Annotated in this window: 13 protein-coding genes; 7 read left to right on the forward strand and 6 right to left on the reverse strand. The window is 39.5% G+C overall.

Annotated features, from left to right (window positions below; translation table 11 throughout):
• Positions 1-271: 271 nt before the first annotated feature.
• The 6 genes from fabF to JET18_RS13600 all read right to left on the reverse strand — a co-directional run bounded on the left by fabF (position 272) and on the right by JET18_RS13600 (position 5,672).
• On the reverse strand, positions 272-1,513 hold the full coding sequence (gene fabF / locus JET18_RS13575) for a beta-ketoacyl-ACP synthase II (RefSeq protein WP_202091884.1): 1,242 nt from the start codon (positions 1,511-1,513) through the stop codon (positions 272-274).
• 2 nt (positions 1,514-1,515) lie between these two features.
• Positions 1,516-1,941: a PaaI family thioesterase gene (locus JET18_RS13580; protein WP_202091886.1), complete on the reverse strand. Its 426-nt coding sequence runs from the start codon at positions 1,939-1,941 to the stop codon at positions 1,516-1,518.
• 7 nt (positions 1,942-1,948) lie between these two features.
• Positions 1,949-3,217, reverse strand: a complete 1,269-nt coding sequence (locus JET18_RS13585) for an acetyl-CoA C-acetyltransferase (protein WP_202091889.1) — start codon at positions 3,215-3,217, stop codon at positions 1,949-1,951.
• An 11-nt stretch (positions 3,218-3,228) separates the two neighbouring features.
• Positions 3,229-3,834 carry a TetR/AcrR family transcriptional regulator gene (locus JET18_RS13590; RefSeq protein WP_202091891.1) on the reverse strand — a complete coding sequence of 202 codons (606 nt, stop codon included), beginning with the start codon at positions 3,832-3,834 and terminating at the stop codon, positions 3,229-3,231.
• A 462-nt stretch (positions 3,835-4,296) separates the two neighbouring features.
• Positions 4,297-4,716 carry an OsmC family protein gene (locus tag JET18_RS13595; protein WP_202091892.1) on the reverse strand — a complete coding sequence of 140 codons (420 nt, stop codon included), beginning with the start codon at positions 4,714-4,716 and terminating at the stop codon, positions 4,297-4,299.
• Positions 4,717-4,805: 89 nt separating this feature from the next.
• Positions 4,806-5,672, reverse strand: a complete 867-nt coding sequence (locus JET18_RS13600) for a helix-turn-helix domain-containing protein (RefSeq protein WP_202091894.1) — start codon at positions 5,670-5,672, stop codon at positions 4,806-4,808.
• A gap of 256 nt (positions 5,673-5,928) precedes the next feature.
• Between JET18_RS13600 and JET18_RS13605 the strand changes: the two genes are divergently transcribed.
• The 7 genes from JET18_RS13605 (at position 5,929) to JET18_RS13635 (ending at position 18,053) form a co-directional block, all read left to right on the forward strand.
• The gene (locus JET18_RS13605) at positions 5,929-6,807 is read left to right on the forward strand and encodes an AraC family transcriptional regulator (protein WP_202091897.1); all 879 of its coding nucleotides are present in this window, start codon (positions 5,929-5,931) and stop codon (positions 6,805-6,807) included.
• A 399-nt stretch (positions 6,808-7,206) separates the two neighbouring features.
• Positions 7,207-10,104: a SusC/RagA family TonB-linked outer membrane protein gene (locus JET18_RS13610; RefSeq protein WP_202091899.1), complete on the forward strand. Its 2,898-nt coding sequence runs from the start codon at positions 7,207-7,209 to the stop codon at positions 10,102-10,104.
• Between the two features lie 10 nt (positions 10,105-10,114).
• Positions 10,115-11,740: a SusD/RagB family nutrient-binding outer membrane lipoprotein gene (locus JET18_RS13615; protein WP_202091901.1), complete on the forward strand. Its 1,626-nt coding sequence runs from the start codon at positions 10,115-10,117 to the stop codon at positions 11,738-11,740.
• A 187-nt stretch (positions 11,741-11,927) separates the two neighbouring features.
• The gene (locus JET18_RS13620; RefSeq protein WP_202091903.1) at positions 11,928-13,214 is read left to right on the forward strand and encodes an MFS transporter; all 1,287 of its coding nucleotides are present in this window, start codon (positions 11,928-11,930) and stop codon (positions 13,212-13,214) included.
• A gap of 43 nt (positions 13,215-13,257) precedes the next feature.
• On the forward strand, positions 13,258-14,229 hold the full coding sequence (locus tag JET18_RS13625) for a glycoside hydrolase family 130 protein (protein ID WP_202091906.1): 972 nt from the start codon (positions 13,258-13,260) through the stop codon (positions 14,227-14,229).
• A gap of 129 nt (positions 14,230-14,358) precedes the next feature.
• A complete protein-coding gene (locus JET18_RS13630) occupies positions 14,359-16,593 on the forward strand; it encodes a GH92 family glycosyl hydrolase (protein WP_228728550.1) in 2,235 nt (744 codons plus the stop codon).
• A gap of 32 nt (positions 16,594-16,625) precedes the next feature.
• Positions 16,626-18,053: a glycoside hydrolase family 125 protein gene (locus tag JET18_RS13635; RefSeq protein WP_202091910.1), complete on the forward strand. Its 1,428-nt coding sequence runs from the start codon at positions 16,626-16,628 to the stop codon at positions 18,051-18,053.
• Positions 18,054-18,085 lie beyond the last annotated feature (32 nt).

The raw sequence follows: 18,085 nt of genomic DNA on the forward strand, positions 1-18,085 counted from the left end.
TGACTGCTTTTTGTTGTTATTTAAACTGAATTCGGTTATTGATTTTGGGTTTTTATCCTTGTCAAGGTTCAAAACCTTGACAAGGATAGCTGCTCAGATATAAATTTGCTTTTTTGCCAAAAAAATAAACGATAATTTTGAATTGTGTTTAATACTTTGGCTGTTCACTAATTTAATCTGTTTCAAATGCTGAGCAGTCATGATGCTGTTTCTGAAAAAATAAATCCCTGTACCAAACAGCACAGGGATTTAGAATTATATCATTTAAATACTATCTGAATTTCTTGAAAACCAAAGTCGCATTATGTCCTCCAAATCCAAAGGCATTACTCAATGCAAAATTAATCTCCTTTTCTTTCGCTTCTCCGAAAATAATATTCACATCCTTAGGAATGCTTTCATCAATATGGTGAAGATTAATGGTGGGAGGAATAATTCCCTTTTCCACAGCTTTAATGGAAAGAATGGCTTCCGCTGCACCTGCCGCACCTAATAAATGTCCGGTCATGGATTTTGTAGCACTGATATCAAGATTTTTGTTTCCACCGAATAATTTACTGATGGCTTTTAATTCCACAAGATCTCCCAGCGGAGTAGACGTAGCATGAGGATTAAGATAATCAAGATCTTCTATATTGGCTCCTGCTTCCTTCATAGCCAGCTGCATCGCTTTAATGGCACTCACTCCATCCGGATGAGGTGCCGTCATGTGATAAGCATCTGCGGTCATAGCAGCGCCTGCCAGTTCAGCATAAATTTTAGCGCCTCTTGCTTTGGCATGCTCATATTCTTCAAGGATTAGTGCTCCTGCACCTTCACCCATCACGAAACCATCTCTGTCTGCATCGTAAGGACGGCTTGCTGTAGCATAATCATCATTTCTGGTAGACATGGCTTTCATAACCGAGAAACCGCCGATAGAAGCAGGCGTAATAGCTGCCTCAGAACCACCGCTGATAATCACTTTTGCTTTTCCGAGACGGATATAATTGAAAGCATCCATTAATGCTGTATTTCCTGTAGCACAGGCTGAAATAGTGGTATAATTGATCCCCTGCAGACCGAATTTCATGGAAATCATTCCTGAAGCCATATTGGCGATAAATTTAGGAACGAAAAACGGATTGAACTTTGGTGTTCCGTCTCCATCTGCAAAATTCATGACTTCTCCTTCAAATGTGACCATTCCGCCCTGTCCGGTTCCCCAGATTACTCCGGTATCAAAAGGATCCATTTTTTCTAAATCTAATCCTGAATCCTGGATCGCCTCAGTGGAGGCATACATCGCATATTGTGAAAATAAGTCGCTTCTTTTTATTTCGTTGTGGGTCAGATGGACTTTCGGATCAAAGTTTTTCACCTCACAGGCAAAGTGTACCTTAAATTTCTCCGAATCAAAATGGGTAATTAATCCTGCTCCGCTGACTCCGTTAATACTGTTTTGCCAAAATTCTTCGACATTATTCCCCAAAGGCGTCACAGCGCCCAGTCCTGTAATGACAACTCTTTTCATATCTAGTTATTAATTTTGAATAGATTAGAGGTTCCTCTGGCAATCAGTTTTGTTTTATCTGCGTTCCATATCTCGCATTGCGCATTCACAAACTGCCTTCCTCTTTTTATAATTTTCGTTTCGGCTACAATATTATCATTTTCTTTTGCAGTTGAAAAATAATCAATGACATTATTGATGGTTGTGATGAAAGAATTTTCATTTAATGAGAACATAGTGGCTCCAATGATATCATCAACGATGGCCGCTGTTACACCGCCATGAAGATTTCCAATAGGGTTCAGCCACTCTGGTCTTACCGTATACTGAAATTCCAGATGCCCTTCCTCTGCAGAAAGAACAATGGGATTGAGCCATTTCATAAAAGGGGATGGAGACTGGTCGAATTCCCTTCCGATGAATTGCTGCAGTTGTGCTAATCTGTCCATATCTTTTTTATTTTTCTAAAATCATCGTTACTCCCTGTCCGCGGGCGGCACAAATAGAGATAAATCCTTTTCCGCTGCCTTTTTCGTGGAGTAATTTGGCCAGGGTTCCGATAATTCTTCCTCCTGTGGCTGCAAAAGGATGGGCTGCTGCGAGACTTCCGCCTTTTACATTCAGTTTATCCCTGTCAATTTTTCCCAACGCTTTTTCAAGTCCGAATTTTTTAGCCAGATCATCGTTTTCCCAGATCTTGATCGTTGCGAGAACCTGTGCTGCAAAGGCTTCGTGAATTTCGTAATAATCGAAATCTTCCAGGCTCATTCCTGCTTTCTTCAGCATTCTGTCTGCGGCAAAAACGGGAGCCAGCAATAGGTTTTGTTTGTTTTCAACATATTCTATTCCTGCTAGTTCGGAAAAAGTGATGTAGGCCAGAATGGGAAGACCATTGGCATGAGCCCATTCTTCACTGGCCAGCAATACCGAAGAAGCCCCATCCGTAAATGGCGTTGAATTTCCGGCCGTAAGCGTTCCGTTCTCTTTATCAAAAGCAGGTTTCAATTGGGAAAGCTTTTCAAGGCTGGTATCCCTGCGGAAATTATTGTCCTGATTTAAACCAAATGCAGGAATAATCATATCATCAAAGAATCCTTCATCATAAGCTTTGGCCATATTCCTGTGGCTTTTGAAAGCCAGCTCGTCCTGTTCTTCACGGGGAATCTCATAATATTTAGCTGTGATTTCCGTATGTCCGCCCATAACCAGACCTGTTTTCGGCTCCTGTCCTTTGTAGGGAACCGGCATCCAGTCTTTCAGTTTTGGGCTTAAAAGCTGCTTTAATTTTCCAAATACTGATTTCTCTTTATTGGCTTTTAACAAGGCTTTTCGAAGTCTCGGCGCAGATTCAAACGGAATGTTGCTCATGGCTTCAACACCGCAGGCAATACCGCTCTCAATTTGTCCTAAAGCAATTTTATTCCCGATATAAACAGCGGCTTCAATCCCGGTATCACAGGCCTGTTGAAGATCGCATGCAGGAGTAGCAGGATCCAGAGCTGTGTTCATTACGGATTCCCGGATGAGGTTGCTTTCCGAAATATGTTTGATAACTGCACCGCCAGCCACTTCACCAAGGAGTTTTCCCTGCAGATGGTATTTGTTGATAAGTCCGTTAAGAGAAGCCACCAGAAGTTCCTGATTATCCAGATCTGCATAGGCTGTATTTACCCTTGCAAAAGGAATTCTGCTGTATCCTACGATAGCCACTTTTTTTGTTTCCATAATTGAAAAATTTATGAGGAAAGTATTTTTAATTCTTTATCGATCATGAATACGATTCTGTCCAGGGCACAATGAAGATATTGATCATCTCCTGTTGTTTTGGACAGCAGTATGCCGCCTTCTACAAGCATAATGAAGAGCGATCCGTACTGATCTGCATCTCTATCCTGATGTATTTCTCCGTTTTTCTGTCCATCAATGATCACGAAAGTTATTTTTTTGATCCAGCCTTTAAAAGATTCGGTGACCTGCTTTTTCAGATCAGGAAAAGTATCATCCGCTTCCGTGGCTGCATTCATCAGAGGACAGCCTCCGTTTTCAAAGACTGCTTTCCAGTTCTTTCTGTAAAAACTGACGAAAGCATACAGTTTGTCTATCGTAGTGGGAAACTCTTCGCTTAAAGACCTCGTCATGTTTTTTACAAGCAGACTGGCATTGTATTTATAGACCTCAAGGGCAACTTCGTCTTTATTCTCAAAATTCCCATAAATGCTTCCTTTGGTAAGGCCTGTAGCTTCCGTGATGTCGGATAAAGACGTAGACGTATAGCCTTTGGTATTAAACAAAGAAGCTGTTTTCTCAATGATGAACTGTTTGGTCTTTTCTGCTTTCGACATTTAAGGATCTAATTTCTATGCAAATATACGAAAAATATACCGATTGGTATATTTTATTTTAAAACGGTCTGCCTTGCCTTAACAAATAAGTTGTTGAAAAGGCTCTACCACAAAAGGAACAAAAGTTTTAAGACACTTAAGTTAATATGAAGTTTAAAATCATTTGGTTAAAGAAGATCACTTAAGTTTTTTGAAAATCTCTGATTGTCTTGAATTATGGGATTTCTAATTAAATCTGTGAAATCAGCGTGATCTGCGGGAAACACTTTTCTGCTTAATGTGAAAATTTCAGATAAAATGTTTTCACCAAAAAAATAAACCATTAAGATTTTTTAAGCAGTGAAGAATAGTTAAGAATCCGCCAGCGGATATAAGAAATTGTAGTTAAAAATATCATTTGATATTCCCTTAACCTTTATTGATCACTTAAAAAAACTTAATGGTTCAATAAGAATTTTGCTGTTATTGAGCTAAAGTAGCATTCAAAGTAATTTCAAAGTTGAAAGCCGCACTCACCGGACATCCTTCCTCTGCAATTTTTGCATATTTCTGAAATTCCTCATCTGAGATTCCCGGTACTTTTGCAGTAAGTGTCAGTTCAGATTTCGTAATTTTTCCGATGCTTGGGTCCAGGGTGATTACGGATGATGTTTTTAATTCTTCCGGTGTAAAGCCAGCCTGGGAAAGTTCAGCGCTTAGCTTCATCGTGAAACATCCCGCGTGTGCTGCTGCCAATAATTCTTCAGGGTTTGTTCCTACACCGTCAGCAAAACGGCTGTTGAAAGAATACTGGGTTTCGTTTAAAGTAGTGCTTTGAGTGGTTAAATGTCCTTTACCTTCTTTGATAGTACCGTTCCAAACGGCTGTTGCGTTACGTCTCATAATGTTTGATTTTTTGTTATTGTTAATATATTGATTTTGATGATACAAAGATATAATGGCTGCAGGGCGGATTCAATAGATAAAAAGGATTAAATATTGTACTTTTTTCCCGAAGTGTAATTTTTTTTGAAATTGTAAGGAGTGTTTCCTGTTTTATTGCTGAAAAGCCTGTTAAAATAAGCGGGATCTTCATAGCCAAGGTCGTAGGCAATTTCTTTAACGGGTTTGTCTGTGTAAAAAAGGAGCCTTTTGGCTTCCAGTAAAATTCTGTTGATGATCAGCTGGTTGGGAGATTCCAGATTAAGGTTTTTAAACTTGTGGGTTAATGTTTTTGGAGCTATGTGAAGGAGTTCTGCATATTCGGCGACATTATGTTTTTCTCTGAAATGAATTTCCAGATAGCGGCTAAAATCTCTGAAAACATCCAGTTCGTTGCCGGGAATTTTGATGGTGCTATTTTCAAGATGCTGTTTTTTCCAGTTTCTGGTCGCCCGGATGATGATCTGTTTCACATAGGTTCTGATCATTTCTTCAGCAGAAGAATCTTTCCACTCCAGTTCATCTTTTATATGCTGGAATAAATTTTTAATGTCGGAAGTTTCTTTGTCGCTCAATTCTACAAAAGGAATTTCGAATACATTATGGAAAAGAAGTCCGTCACAAGCTACTTCTTTGTCGTGAATCTGGATGCAGTAAAAATCCCGGTTGTAATACAGCAGCATGGCTTCCTCTTTCCCTTTTTCGATCTTCAGATGCTGGCTGGTGAGAAAGAAGAGGGAAGGTTTAGACACTTTATAATGATTAAAATCTACGGTAAGTTCATAGCCTTCCGGGATAAAAAGGATCTTGATATCAGATCTGAACTGAGTTCCGTTAACGGCCTCCAAATTTTTTTCGGAGAATATTTCAAATCCCAGTTTTTTATAGTGATCTTCAAAAATCAGCTGCCCGTGCATAGTATTACTTTAGTTTAAAGGTACAAAAAAGAAAGTTTTGACCATATTAATAAATGGAATACATATCTTTAAAAGATGGTTTTTATTAAATAGTCAGGCCTTTTATTATCCATAATAGGGTTTATTTTACTTTTCGATTTCAATTTTTAATCAAAATCACAGAAAAAATAAAAATTATATATTAGTTGATTGGTTTTTTATCAATTTTGTAAAACATACCGTATTGAATTATAAACTTAATTTCTTCAAAGATTAGATGAGCAAGCTAGAGAATATTTTGAGAGAAATAACTCCATTATCTCCCGAGGACAGTTTTCTTGTATTCGACAGGATAAAGACATCTTTTGATTTTCCATATCATTATCATCCGGAAATCGAGATCAATTTTATCATCAAAGGAAAGGGATACCGGAGATTGATCGGGGATCACACAGGAGAGATCGGCGATATTGAACTGGTTTTGGTAGGCCCGAATCTGCCACACTGCTGGGCAAACTATAAGTGTAAGAACAAAAAGACCCACGAGATCACCGTACAGTTCAACCAGGATTTTTTTAACCAGTCTATGATGGATAAGAATATTCTGAAACCGATCAGCAATCTGATGAAGGAATCAATACGGGGAATATTATTTTCGCAGGAAACGGCGGAAAAGCTAAAGGATTCTTTTCTGAATTTATCCAAAATGAGCAGCTTTGAATCATTCATTGAGATCATGAAGATTCTGAATGAACTGGCTGTTGCTGAAGATAAAACCCTTCTGTCCTCTTACAGCATAGAGCTCGAAACCTTTGCCGATAATGATAAAATGAAGATCGTGCATGATTTTGTCCATAAGAATTTTGAAAGTAAAATCACACTCCATGATGCCGCTTCACTGATCAATATGAGCAGTGTAACGTTCAACAGGTTTATCAAAAAAAGAACAGGAAAAACGTTTGTGAATTATCTGAACGAAATCAGGATCAGTTATGCCGCAAGATGGCTGATGGAAAAGAACCTGACCGTTTTTGAAACTGCTTTTGAAGCTGGTTTTAATAATATTGCAAACTTCAATAAAGTTTTTAAATCTATCAAAAAAACAACACCTACCGAATTTAAAGAACTTTTTAAAGGCGTAAAAAAAATCGAGTAATATTTTTATTTTGAACTTATTGCTTAATGATATGATCCGGATCAATTGATCCGGATTTTTTAATAAATACAGGGGCAGGTTTTGATCAATAAGTGTTAAAAATGTACTATAAATACTCAATATAAATAAAAGTTCGAATCCTTATACCGTCCTGCAAATCAATGAGTAATCACGGGGCTGTGAAAAGACCTGAAAAAATAATATCGTTTTATGATAAAATAACATTATATCTGACTGTTAACAAAATTTAGATTTGCTAATATGAATTAAATCTTAACAAAACTTTAATTATTTGATGCAAATATTGCAGAAAAATGAAGATAAATCTCGTTTTAAAAACTAAACAATATTTAGAGTGATGTAATTGATTCTCAAATAAATCTTAATAAAACTAACCTTATGAGAAAAACTGTTATACCGGTTTTATTAGCTATTTCCTTATCCGCCTACGCACAGGAAACAAAACAGGCAGATACTGCTAAAACAACCAAGATAGAAGAGGTGGTTGTTACTTCTTTGGGGATAAAAAGGCAGGCGCGTTCCCTTACGTACTCCAGCCAGCAGATCGGTGGGGATGAATTGACAGAAGTAAAAACACCCAATCTTTTAAATTCAATCAACGGAAAGGTTTCCAACGTACAGATTAACAAGACCAATGGTGGGGTTGGTGGATCGGTGAGGGTTGTTATGAGGGGTGATAAATCAACAAGAAACAGCCAGCCATTATATGTTATTGATGGTATCCCTATTATTAATAACACAAAAGGGCCAAATGTTGATTTTTTTGCATCGATGCCTGATACAGGAGATGTATTAAGTTCCATTAATCCTGAAGATATTGAAAGTATTAATTTCCTAAAAGGTGCGTCAGCTGCAGCTTTGTATGGTGGTGCAGGAGGAAATGGAGCAGTACTGATTGTTACCAAAAAAGGAAAAGCTGGAAGAAGTAGAATATCTTATAACACAAGTTTGACTCTTGATAAGGCCTACAGCCTTCCCGAACTACAGCACAGCTATCTGCAGAGTATTCCTTACGATCCTGCAAATGGGCAAACCGGTTCTCAGCAGAGTTGGGGAGTAAAAGGAGCTTCAAAAGACTATCTTAAAGATTTTTTACAGACGGGAGCTACCTGGGTTAACAACGTTTCCTTTCAATCAGGAAATGAAAAATCCAACAATTTCTTCTCTATAGGAAATACGACGAATAAAGGAATTATTCCAACATCAGTATTTGATCAGTATAATATTAATTTCAGGAATTCAAGTAAATTTCTGGATGATAAGCTGACCTTAGATGCCAATTTTATGGGATCTTTGCAGAACGGTAAAAACAGACTGACTCCGGGTTCTTATTACTCACCATTGGTAAATCTATACTGGCTGCCCAGAGGTGTTGATTTTGATCAGTTCAGTGGTTCAAATTATTCTTATCTAAACAGCAGCAGGTTGCTTCCTGCTCAAAACTGGTGGGCAATAAAGCCGGACGGAAGTTTTAGTGTAGAATCTCAAAATCCATATTGGATTCTTAATCAAAACCCGGTTACAACAAAGAATAAAAATCTTTACAGTGCTGCTACGCTAAGCTATCAGTTGAATCCTTGGTTATCTGCAAGAGTAAGAGGAAATTATAGTTATACTACGTCAGATAGCCAGCGAAATGTGGCTGTATATTCTCTACCTGTATTATTAGGTGGAAATGATAATGGTAAACTTTATAAAGATGTTGTGGAGACTTCCTCTACTTATGGTGATGCATTGTTAATAGGAAGTCCAAAAATCACGGATGATATTTCTTTAGATTTTACTGTGGGAGGAAGTATTAATACCCAAAGGTATACATCAAGCAGTATTGAAAATAATCTTTTAGTAACGGCTAATCTTTTCACACTGAATAATTTGCAGTGGCCGGGTCAGAATGGGAACGGGATCAGCTATTTGCAGTACAGTACAAAAAAACAGGTGCAGTCTGTTTTTGCAAGTGCCAATATCGGATATAAAAAATTCTTATACCTTGATGTAACATTTAGAAACGACTGGGACTCCAGTTTGGCTAGTGCCAGCCAAAAATCATTTGACTATGAATCGGTAGGGGTAAATGCCATTATATCAGAAATTTTTAATCTTCCAAAATCTATTAATTTTTGGAAAATAAGAGGTTCTTACGCAAAAGTTGGGTTAGGTTTACCTCCTGCTTTTTTAACCAGTTCACAAGTGTATCAGGTAAATGCAGGTACTGTGATCAATCCTGTTTCGTCTCCTGTGACTAATCCTGCCTTTTCAGACCTTTTTCCTAAGCCTGAACTTAATGAAACGTTTGAAACGGGTACTGAGCTAAGGCTTTTTGATAATCGTTTAACTTTTGATTTTACGTATTACAACTCAATTGTATCAAATCAGTTGCTGCAAGCCATTGAAATCTCCTCTAACTTAGGATTTGGAACAGGACGATTTGACATCAATGCAGGTAAGATTCAGAATAAAGGTTTCGAATCCAGTTTATCTTATAAAATATTTGGTGGAGAGAAATTCGGATGGACAACAACTATCAACGCATCTGCAAATAAAAACGTAATTAAGGAGCTATTTCCTTCCAGTTTAAAGCTGTCGAGTGATAAAACATTTGTGCTTGCAGGTGGTGGATATAACAGACTGAAAGTAGGAGGCTCGTTTGGGGATATTTACGGATCAGTATTCAAAAGAGACGGAGAAGGCAGAATAATTGTGGATGCAGATGGCGTACCATTAAGAGATGAAAACCAGGTTCAATATCTTGGGAATCCAAATCCTAAATTTATTCTTGGTTTCAACAACTCATTTAACATCGGGAAATTAGGAATCAGCTTCCTGATTGATGGTAAATTTGGAGGTAAGGTATTGGGATATACCCAAGCTAAAAATGATCAGTTCGGAGTAAGTCAGGCAACAGCAGATGCCCGTGATAATGGAGGAGTAAGCATTCCAAATGCAGTTTATGAAAACGGAACGCCTTACACGGGATTAACTGACGCTGAAAAATACTATTCAAAAGTATCAGGATCTATTGATGAGCCATATATGTATAAAGCTACAGCAGTACGTCTGAGACAGGCTTCCATTTCATATACCTTTGATGTTCGTTCAAAATATATGGAAAATGCGACAGTAAGTTTGATCGGAAGCAATCTGTTCTTCCTGTACAAAGATGCTCCATTTGATCCTGAGCAAGTATCCGGAGTTAATCCTGGAGGTGTAGGAATCGATATGTTTGGAATGCCAATTACCAGATCAGTTGGTCTATCATTAAAAGCTAACTTCTAATTTTAACAAAATGAAAATATCTCATATTAAAACGATATCATTCAGTGCCATTATGCTGTTTTCTGCTTTAGGCTGCACGAGTGAATTTGATAAATATAATCAGGAGTACATCGGAGGGCCTGAAAATTTTAATGCCGATTTTACCCAGATAGTAAATCCGTTAAAATTGATGCAGAGAAATCAGCAGAGCTCTACCAATTGGATCTATCAGCTGCAAACCAACCTGAATGCAGACATGTTTAGCGGTTTATTCAGCACAGCAACGCCATATAACGGAGGAAGAAATAACACGACCTATTTTATTATGGATGGCTGGAATGAAAGAATCATGATGACACAGCTGGAGGATGTTTTTGATAAATCAAAAGCTATCAATACTGTGATACAAAAAAACTATCCTGGTATTAACTTCAAGGCATCACTTGCTCTGACTAAAATTCTTAAAGTAATTTCTGCCAGTAAAGTATCAGATGCCCATGGCCCGATTATTTACAGTAAGTTTGAGACGCCGAATTCTGCGGGGATCACTGATTTTGATTCACAACAGGAAGCGTATAACAATTTTATCACAGATCTGACCTCTGCTATATCAGACCTGCAGCAAACTCCGGGTGTAGAAGATAAGGCGGTCATCACTAAATCAGATCTTATGTATGGGGGAAGTCTTGTAAACTGGGCAAAATTGGCCAATTCTTTAAAGTTAAGATTTGCTATGAGAATCAGTTATGCTGATCCTGCTAAATCAAGACTTTATGCAGAACAGGCTTTAGCTTCTCCTGTAGGATTTATTGATGAAAACTCTTCAAATGCTCTGATTAATTATGGAGGGGCTTCTCCTCTCAGCGATATTATTTACTCGTGGGGAGATTGTAAAATCGGAGCTCCGTTAATGGCATATATGAATGGGTTTAATGACCCTAGAAGGTCAGCTTATGCTAAACCTGCTACCGACCCTACTGTAGCCGGACAATACATTGGAATAAGACAGGGTGTAGACATGGGTGGAAGCAAAGACCGTTATGGAGACTTTTCCCAGCCGATTGCTGCATCTGCTAATGGAGACTATTTTTCCAATAGTAACGGTAAAAATAAAATATTTACTGCTGCAGAAATCTGGTTCCTAAAAGCGGAAGCAGCTATCAGAGGCTACGCAGGAGCGGGCGATGCAGGAACAAATTATAACAAAGGTATCGAAATGTCATTTGCAGAATGGGGGAAAAGCGCAGCGTATGCAGCATACGTGGCAGATGCTACTTCCAAGGAAGCTCCTTATATTGATACTAAAAATGCTTCAAACAGTATTTTAGCGGGAAGCCCGATGCTAAGTACCATTACAATCAAATGGAATGATGGTGATAATTTCGAAAGAAAATTAGAAAGAATCATGACCCAGAAATGGATCGCTATTTATCCTGACGGGGCAGAGGCTTGGGCAGAGCAGAGAAGAACGGGATACCCGATTATTTTCAAAAATGTTCTGAACGACAGCCAGGGAACCATCAGTACAGATGCGATGATCAGAAGAATTCCTATCCCAACCAAATACAGAAACAATACCCTGAACTATGCACAAGCCTTACAATATCTTGGAGGCCCGGACACAGGAGGTACCAAGCTATGGTGGGATAAAAAATAATAATTTTAAGCAGACATTAAAAGATAAAGAGGCCATCTCAAAAGTTAGATTTAATTTGGTTTTTTTCATTCCGGCCGGAGAAATCTCACATAAACACTTGTTTTAGGATTCTTCAATTTTAGTTTCGTTTCAATAAAGGAATGATGCTTTTGGGTGGCCCTCTTTTCTTTAGTATTTTAGTTTGAATATGGGAAACAACAGCTCTGAAACTCGTTTGGTAAAGCCGATCTTCTGGATATCAACATTATATTTTGCAATGGGAATTCCCTTTGTAACCATTAATGCGGTTTCAGGGATTATGTATAAAGATATGGGGATTTCAGATTCCAAGATTACATTCTGGACCGCTCTGATTATGTTTTCCTGGACCTTAAAGCCTCTTTGGAGTCCTTTTCTGGAGATCTATAAAACAAAAAAGTTCTTTGTCGTAGCCACTCAGTTTGCCATAGGAATTCTGTTCGCTCTGATTGCATTAAGCCTACCGATGCCTGATTTTTTCAAGTACAGCATCGCTCTTTTTGCCGTTGTGGCATTTTGCGGAGCTACTCATGACATTGCTGCGGACGGAACTTATATCAATTTTTTAACAAACAAAGAACAGGCAAAATATATTGGATGGCAGGGAGCTTTTTATAACCTGGCCAAGATCATAAGCAGCGGGGTTCTGGTTTATTTCGCGGGAGTTTTGGAGAAAACAAAAGGAGTGACTAATGCCTGGATGATCATCATGGGAATTTACGGCCTTCTGTTTTTTGCTCTGGCAGTGTATCATTATGCTGTTTTACCCAAAGAAAATAAACAGGAAAAGCAGACCCAAAAAGCGGGCAATGTCCGTAAAGAACTGCTGGAGGTCATCACTTCTTTCTTCAAAAAAAAGAATATTATGTGGGCTGTGCTCTTCATTATTCTCTACCGTTTTGCAGAAGGATTTGCCATCAAAATTGCACCTCTGTTTTTCAAGGCGCCAAGAACTTCCGGAGGACTTGGATTATCCACATCAGAGATTGGACTTATTTACGGAACATACGGTTCAGCGGCATTTATTCTGGGATCTGTTTTAGCAGGTTATTTTATCGCTGCGAGAGGACTGAAAAGATCATTGATCTGGCTGTGCTCTGCCTTTAATATTCCGTTTGTAGTCTATGCATTGCTGGCTTATTTCCAGCCTACAGAACTGCTTCCGGTAGGTGTTGCGGTTGTCGTGGAATATTTCGGCTATGGGTTCGGATTTGTAGGTCTGATGCTTTATATCATGCAGCAGATTGCACCCGGCGAGCACAAAACAGCTCATTACGCATTTGCCACAGGCATTATGAACCTCGGGGTCATGATTCCCGGAATGTTCAGCGGGATGATCAGCGACTGGGTGGGCTACAAAATGTTCTTCATCTGGGTTCTGATCGCTACCATACCTGCTTTTATAGTCACATGGCTTGTTCCGTTTTCCTATCCTGAAAAACTAAAAGAAGACTAAATCATTCATTAAACATATTAAACAAAAAGTAAAAAAATACTTTATGACATTTCAACCAGCAAAGATCCCTTGGCAGGATCGTCCGGAAGGCGGCCATGATATTATGTGGCGTTACTCTGCAAATCCGATCATCAACAGATACGCGATCCCTACATCCAACAGCATTTTCAACAGTGCAGTGGTTCCTTTTGAGGATGGTTTCGCGGGCGTTTTCCGCTGCGATAACAAAGCGGTACAGATGAATATTTTTGCAGGTTTCAGTAAGGATGGGATCAATTGGGAGATCAATCATGACCCTATTGATATGAAGGCCGGAAATACCGAAATGATAGAATCGGATTATAAATATGACCCCCGTGTTGCCTTTATAGAAGACCGTTACTGGATTACATGGTGCAACGGTTATAACGGACCTACCATCGGAATTGCCTATACATTTGATTTTAAAGAATTCTTTCAGTGCGAAAATGCATTCCTGCCCTTCAACAGAAACGGCGTTCTTTTCCCTGAAAAAATAGACGGTAAATATGCCATGCTGAGCAGACCGAGCGATAACGGACATACCCCTTTCGGAGATATCTACATCAGCTACAGTCCGGATATGAAATATTGGGGCGAGCACAGATGTGTCATGAAAGTGTCGCCGTTTGAAGACAGCGCGTGGCAGTGTACGAAAATAGGAGCGGGACCTGTTCCTATAAGAACGGAAGAAGGCTGGCTGCTTTTCTATCACGGAGTAATCAATACCTGCAGAGGATTCAGATATTCTATGGGAGCAGCACTGCTTGATCTTGAAGATCCGTCTAAAGTACTGTACCGTACAAAGCCGTATCTGCTGGCTCCTGCAGAACTGTATGAGCTTACAGGAGATATTCCGAATGTGGTTTTCCCATGTGCAGCACTTTCCGAAGGAGATAAAGTGACTGTTTACTATGGCGCCGCAGATACCGTGGTGGCCATGGCATTTGGATATATTTCAGAAATTATTGATTTTATGAAAAACAATTCGCTTTAAACGGATTGAAAACTAAGAAAATAGGTTGGCAGAATTTATTTTCCCGTTCGTTGAAACCCATGCCAGGGCTTTTATATTGTTGAATAAACCCTTATCTTGAAGAATTTTTAAGATTTCCGTATTATGATTATGAAAAAAGAACTTCTTGTATTTTTATTAGTTACCCTGTTTTCAACCGGAGGAAATGCCCAGAAGCAAAAAGGCGACGTCCTTTCCTGGGTAGACCCTTTCATTGGAACAGGAGGGCATGGTCATACATTTCCGGGAGCCACCACACCGTTCGGAATGATCCAGCTCAGTCCGGATCAGAATACCAAAAGCGGTGACTGGGACTGGTGCTCCGGATACCATTACAGCAGTAAAACCATCATGGGTTTCAGCCATAACCACCTGAGTGGAACAGGCTGGGCAGATCTTGGAGATATCCTGGTGATGCCGACAACCGGGAAAATAAAGATGCTTCCGGGCTCAGAAGACAAACCGGAAAGCGGCTACCGCTCAACATTCACTCACGAAAAAGAAACCGCATCGCCGGGATATTATTCTGTGATGCTGGACAGCTATGGAATTAAAGCTGAGCTTACGGCTTCTCCAAGAGTAGGATTTCATAAATATACCTTTCCAAAGACTGAAGAGGCTAACGTGATCATAGATCCTATGAATAAGATCTTCGGAAATATTTACCACACACTCGTAAGTATTGAAGGAAACAACAAGATCAAAGGCTACTGCTACAGCAATGGCTGGGGCGGAAAAAGATTCGCTTATTTCGTGATGGAATTTTCTAAACCTTTTAAATCTTACGGAACCTATTCAGAAGGGAAAATAAAAGAAAACGAAAAAATTGCATTGGCCAAAGATGCAAAAGCATTTGTAAGGTTTTCTACAGAAGAAAATGAAAGCATTGAAGTAAAAGTTTCCCTGTCTCCCGTAAGTACAGAAGGCGCACAGCAAAACTTTGATGCAGAAGCAACGAATGTAGATTTTGCCAAAGCTAAAGAAACAGCCCAGAATACCTGGAGAGACCTGATCAACAGATTCCAGGTGACAGGCGGAACGGATGACCAGAGAAAAATTTTCTACACCGGAGTCTATCACACCTTTATTGCTCCCAATTTGTATATGGATACCAACGGAGATTATGTCGCCGCTCAGGAAAATATGAATACCAAATGGTTTACCAATTACAGCACCTATTCCTACTGGGATGGTTTCAGGGCTACACACCCGCTGCTGACCATTATGGATCAGAAACATACCAAAGAATTTGCGAACTCCCTGATCAGCAGGTTTACAGACCGCAAAGATCATATGCCGATCTGGGAACTCTGCGGATATGATAATTTCTGTATGCTCGGATATCACAGTGTATCAGTAATCTGGGATGCTATTTCCAAAGGAGTACCGGGAATTGATCACGAAAAAGCTTTTGCAGCCATGAAAGATGCTTCTTTAACGGACAAAATGAGCAGCAGCGATGGCGGCGGAGGGCTTAATGATTATATTAAATTAGGCTATACACCATCAGAAAACGGAGCTTCAGTTTCTGCAACACTGGAATACGCCTATGATGACTGGTGCATCCAGCAGCTTGCCGAAAAACTGGGCAAAAAAGAAGAAGCAGAAGTGTATAAGAAACGTTCTATGAGCTTCCTTAATACATTCAACAAAGAAAATAACCATTTCTGGCCAAGACAGAAAAACGGGGAATTTATTCCTGATTTTAAATTAAATGACTGGAAAAAACTGCAGCCGCACTGGGTTTCCGGAAATATCTGGGCGTATGACTTCTTTGTTCCTCACCAGATTGATGAAATGATGAATCTGTACGGCGGAAAGAAAGGCTTTGAAGAAAAGCTGGATAAAACCTTTACCGAAGCTTTAAAAATGGAAGGCGAGCAGCATGTGGATATTTCAGGATTTATTGGGTCTTTAGGATTTGGTGACGAGCCGGGGCATCATGTTCCTTACCTGTATAATTATGCGGGAAGTCCTTACAAAACCCAGAAAATGGTGAAATTCATCCGCGACAATATGTACGCTGCAAAACCGGACGGAATTGTAAACAACGAAGACTGCGGCCAGATGTCTGCCTGGTATATTTTCTCATCACTAGGATTTTATCCTGTGACACCGGGAAAACCTGTATACGCGATCGGGGCGCCTCAATTCCCGAAAGTGGCTTTAAAGCTTGAAAACGGAAAAACCTTTACAGTAACTGCTGATAAAATCTCAGATAAAAACATTTATGTACAGAAAATGTTCCTGAACGGGAAAGAATTCAAAAGCTGGGAGATCAGTCACAGCGATATCATGAATGGCGGAGAACTGAAATTCGTAATGGGAAGCAAGCCTGTAAAATAAATCAATAAAAAAATAACGAAACAAAAAGTATAATGGAAAGGAGAAATTTTATAAAGACAAGTGCACTGGCCGGAGCGGGACTGCTGTTTACCCAAAATGTTTTTGCAAAAACACTGGGTGCAGAAGATTTCCCGGTGGTACGTGTTCCAAAAGATAAAAGACATTTTACCAGTGAAGCCGTAGAAAGTGCGATTGCCGCTTTTAAAAAGAAAGTAAAAAATAAAGAACTTGTCTGGTTATTCGAAAACTGTTTCCCCAATACATTAGATACTACTGTTTTTTATAAAGAAACCAACGGAACTCCGGATACCTACGTTATTACGGGAGACATCGATGCCATGTGGCTTCGTGACAGCTCTGCACAGGTTTTCCCTTATCTGCAGTTCTCTAAGAAAGACGAAAAACTACATCAGCTGATCTCAGGAGTGATTCACAAACAGACGGAATTCATCCTGAAAGATCCATATGCCAATGCTTTTTATAACGACGAAAATAAAATAAGCAAATGGAAAGAATACGATCACACAGATATGAAACCCGGTATTCACGAAAGAAAGTGGGAAATAGATTCACTGTGCTATCCTATCCGTCTTGCTTACCATTTCTGGAAAACAACGGGTGATACCAAACCGTTCGACAGCAGCTGGCTGCAGGGAATTAAACTGACTTTGCAGACGTTTAAAGAACAGCAGAGAAAAACAGACCTTGGACCTTACAAGTTCGAGCGTACCACAGCCTGGGCTACCGATGGAATTCCAATGGGAGGCTACGGTTACCCAACCAATCCTGTGGGACTGATCAATTCTATGTTCCGTCCGAGTGATGATGCTACGATCTACGCTTTTCTGATTCCTTCCAATCTGTTCGCTGTAGTAAGCTTACGCCAGGCAGCAGAGATGGTTTCAAAGATCAAAAACGAGCAGGTACTGGCCCAGCAGCTTAACAGTCTGGCTGATGAGGTAGATGGTGCCATTAAGAAATACGGAATTTATGATCATCCTGAATACGGAAAAATTTATGCTTTTGAAACCAATGGATTCGGAAGCTACAACCTGATGGATGATGCCAACTGCCCGAGCCTGCTTGGATTACCTTATCTGGGCGCAGTGAAAGCAGATGATCCGGTTTACGTGAATACCAGAAAATATGTCTGGTCAAAAGATAATCCATTCTTTTTCAAAGGAAAGCTGGCTGAAGGAATTGGCGGTCCCCATATTGGTCTTGATATGATCTGGCCGATGAGTATCATCATGAAAGCCCTTACTTCCAATGACAAGAAAGAGATCAAATGGTGCATAGACACTTTACAGAAAACCCATGGAGGAACCGGATTCATGCACGAATCTTTCCACAAGGACAACGATAAGAAATTTACCAGAGAATGGTTTGCGTGGGCCAACACGCTGTTTGGAGAACTGTTATGGGAGACCTTTAACAAGAATCCTGACCTGCTGACTTAAGGTTATTACCGTATAACACCAAATACAAAACG

Origin of the sequence: Chryseobacterium endalhagicum (assembly GCF_016745235.1) — a bacterium.
Lineage (GTDB): Bacteria > Bacteroidota > Bacteroidia > Flavobacteriales > Weeksellaceae > Chryseobacterium > Chryseobacterium endalhagicum.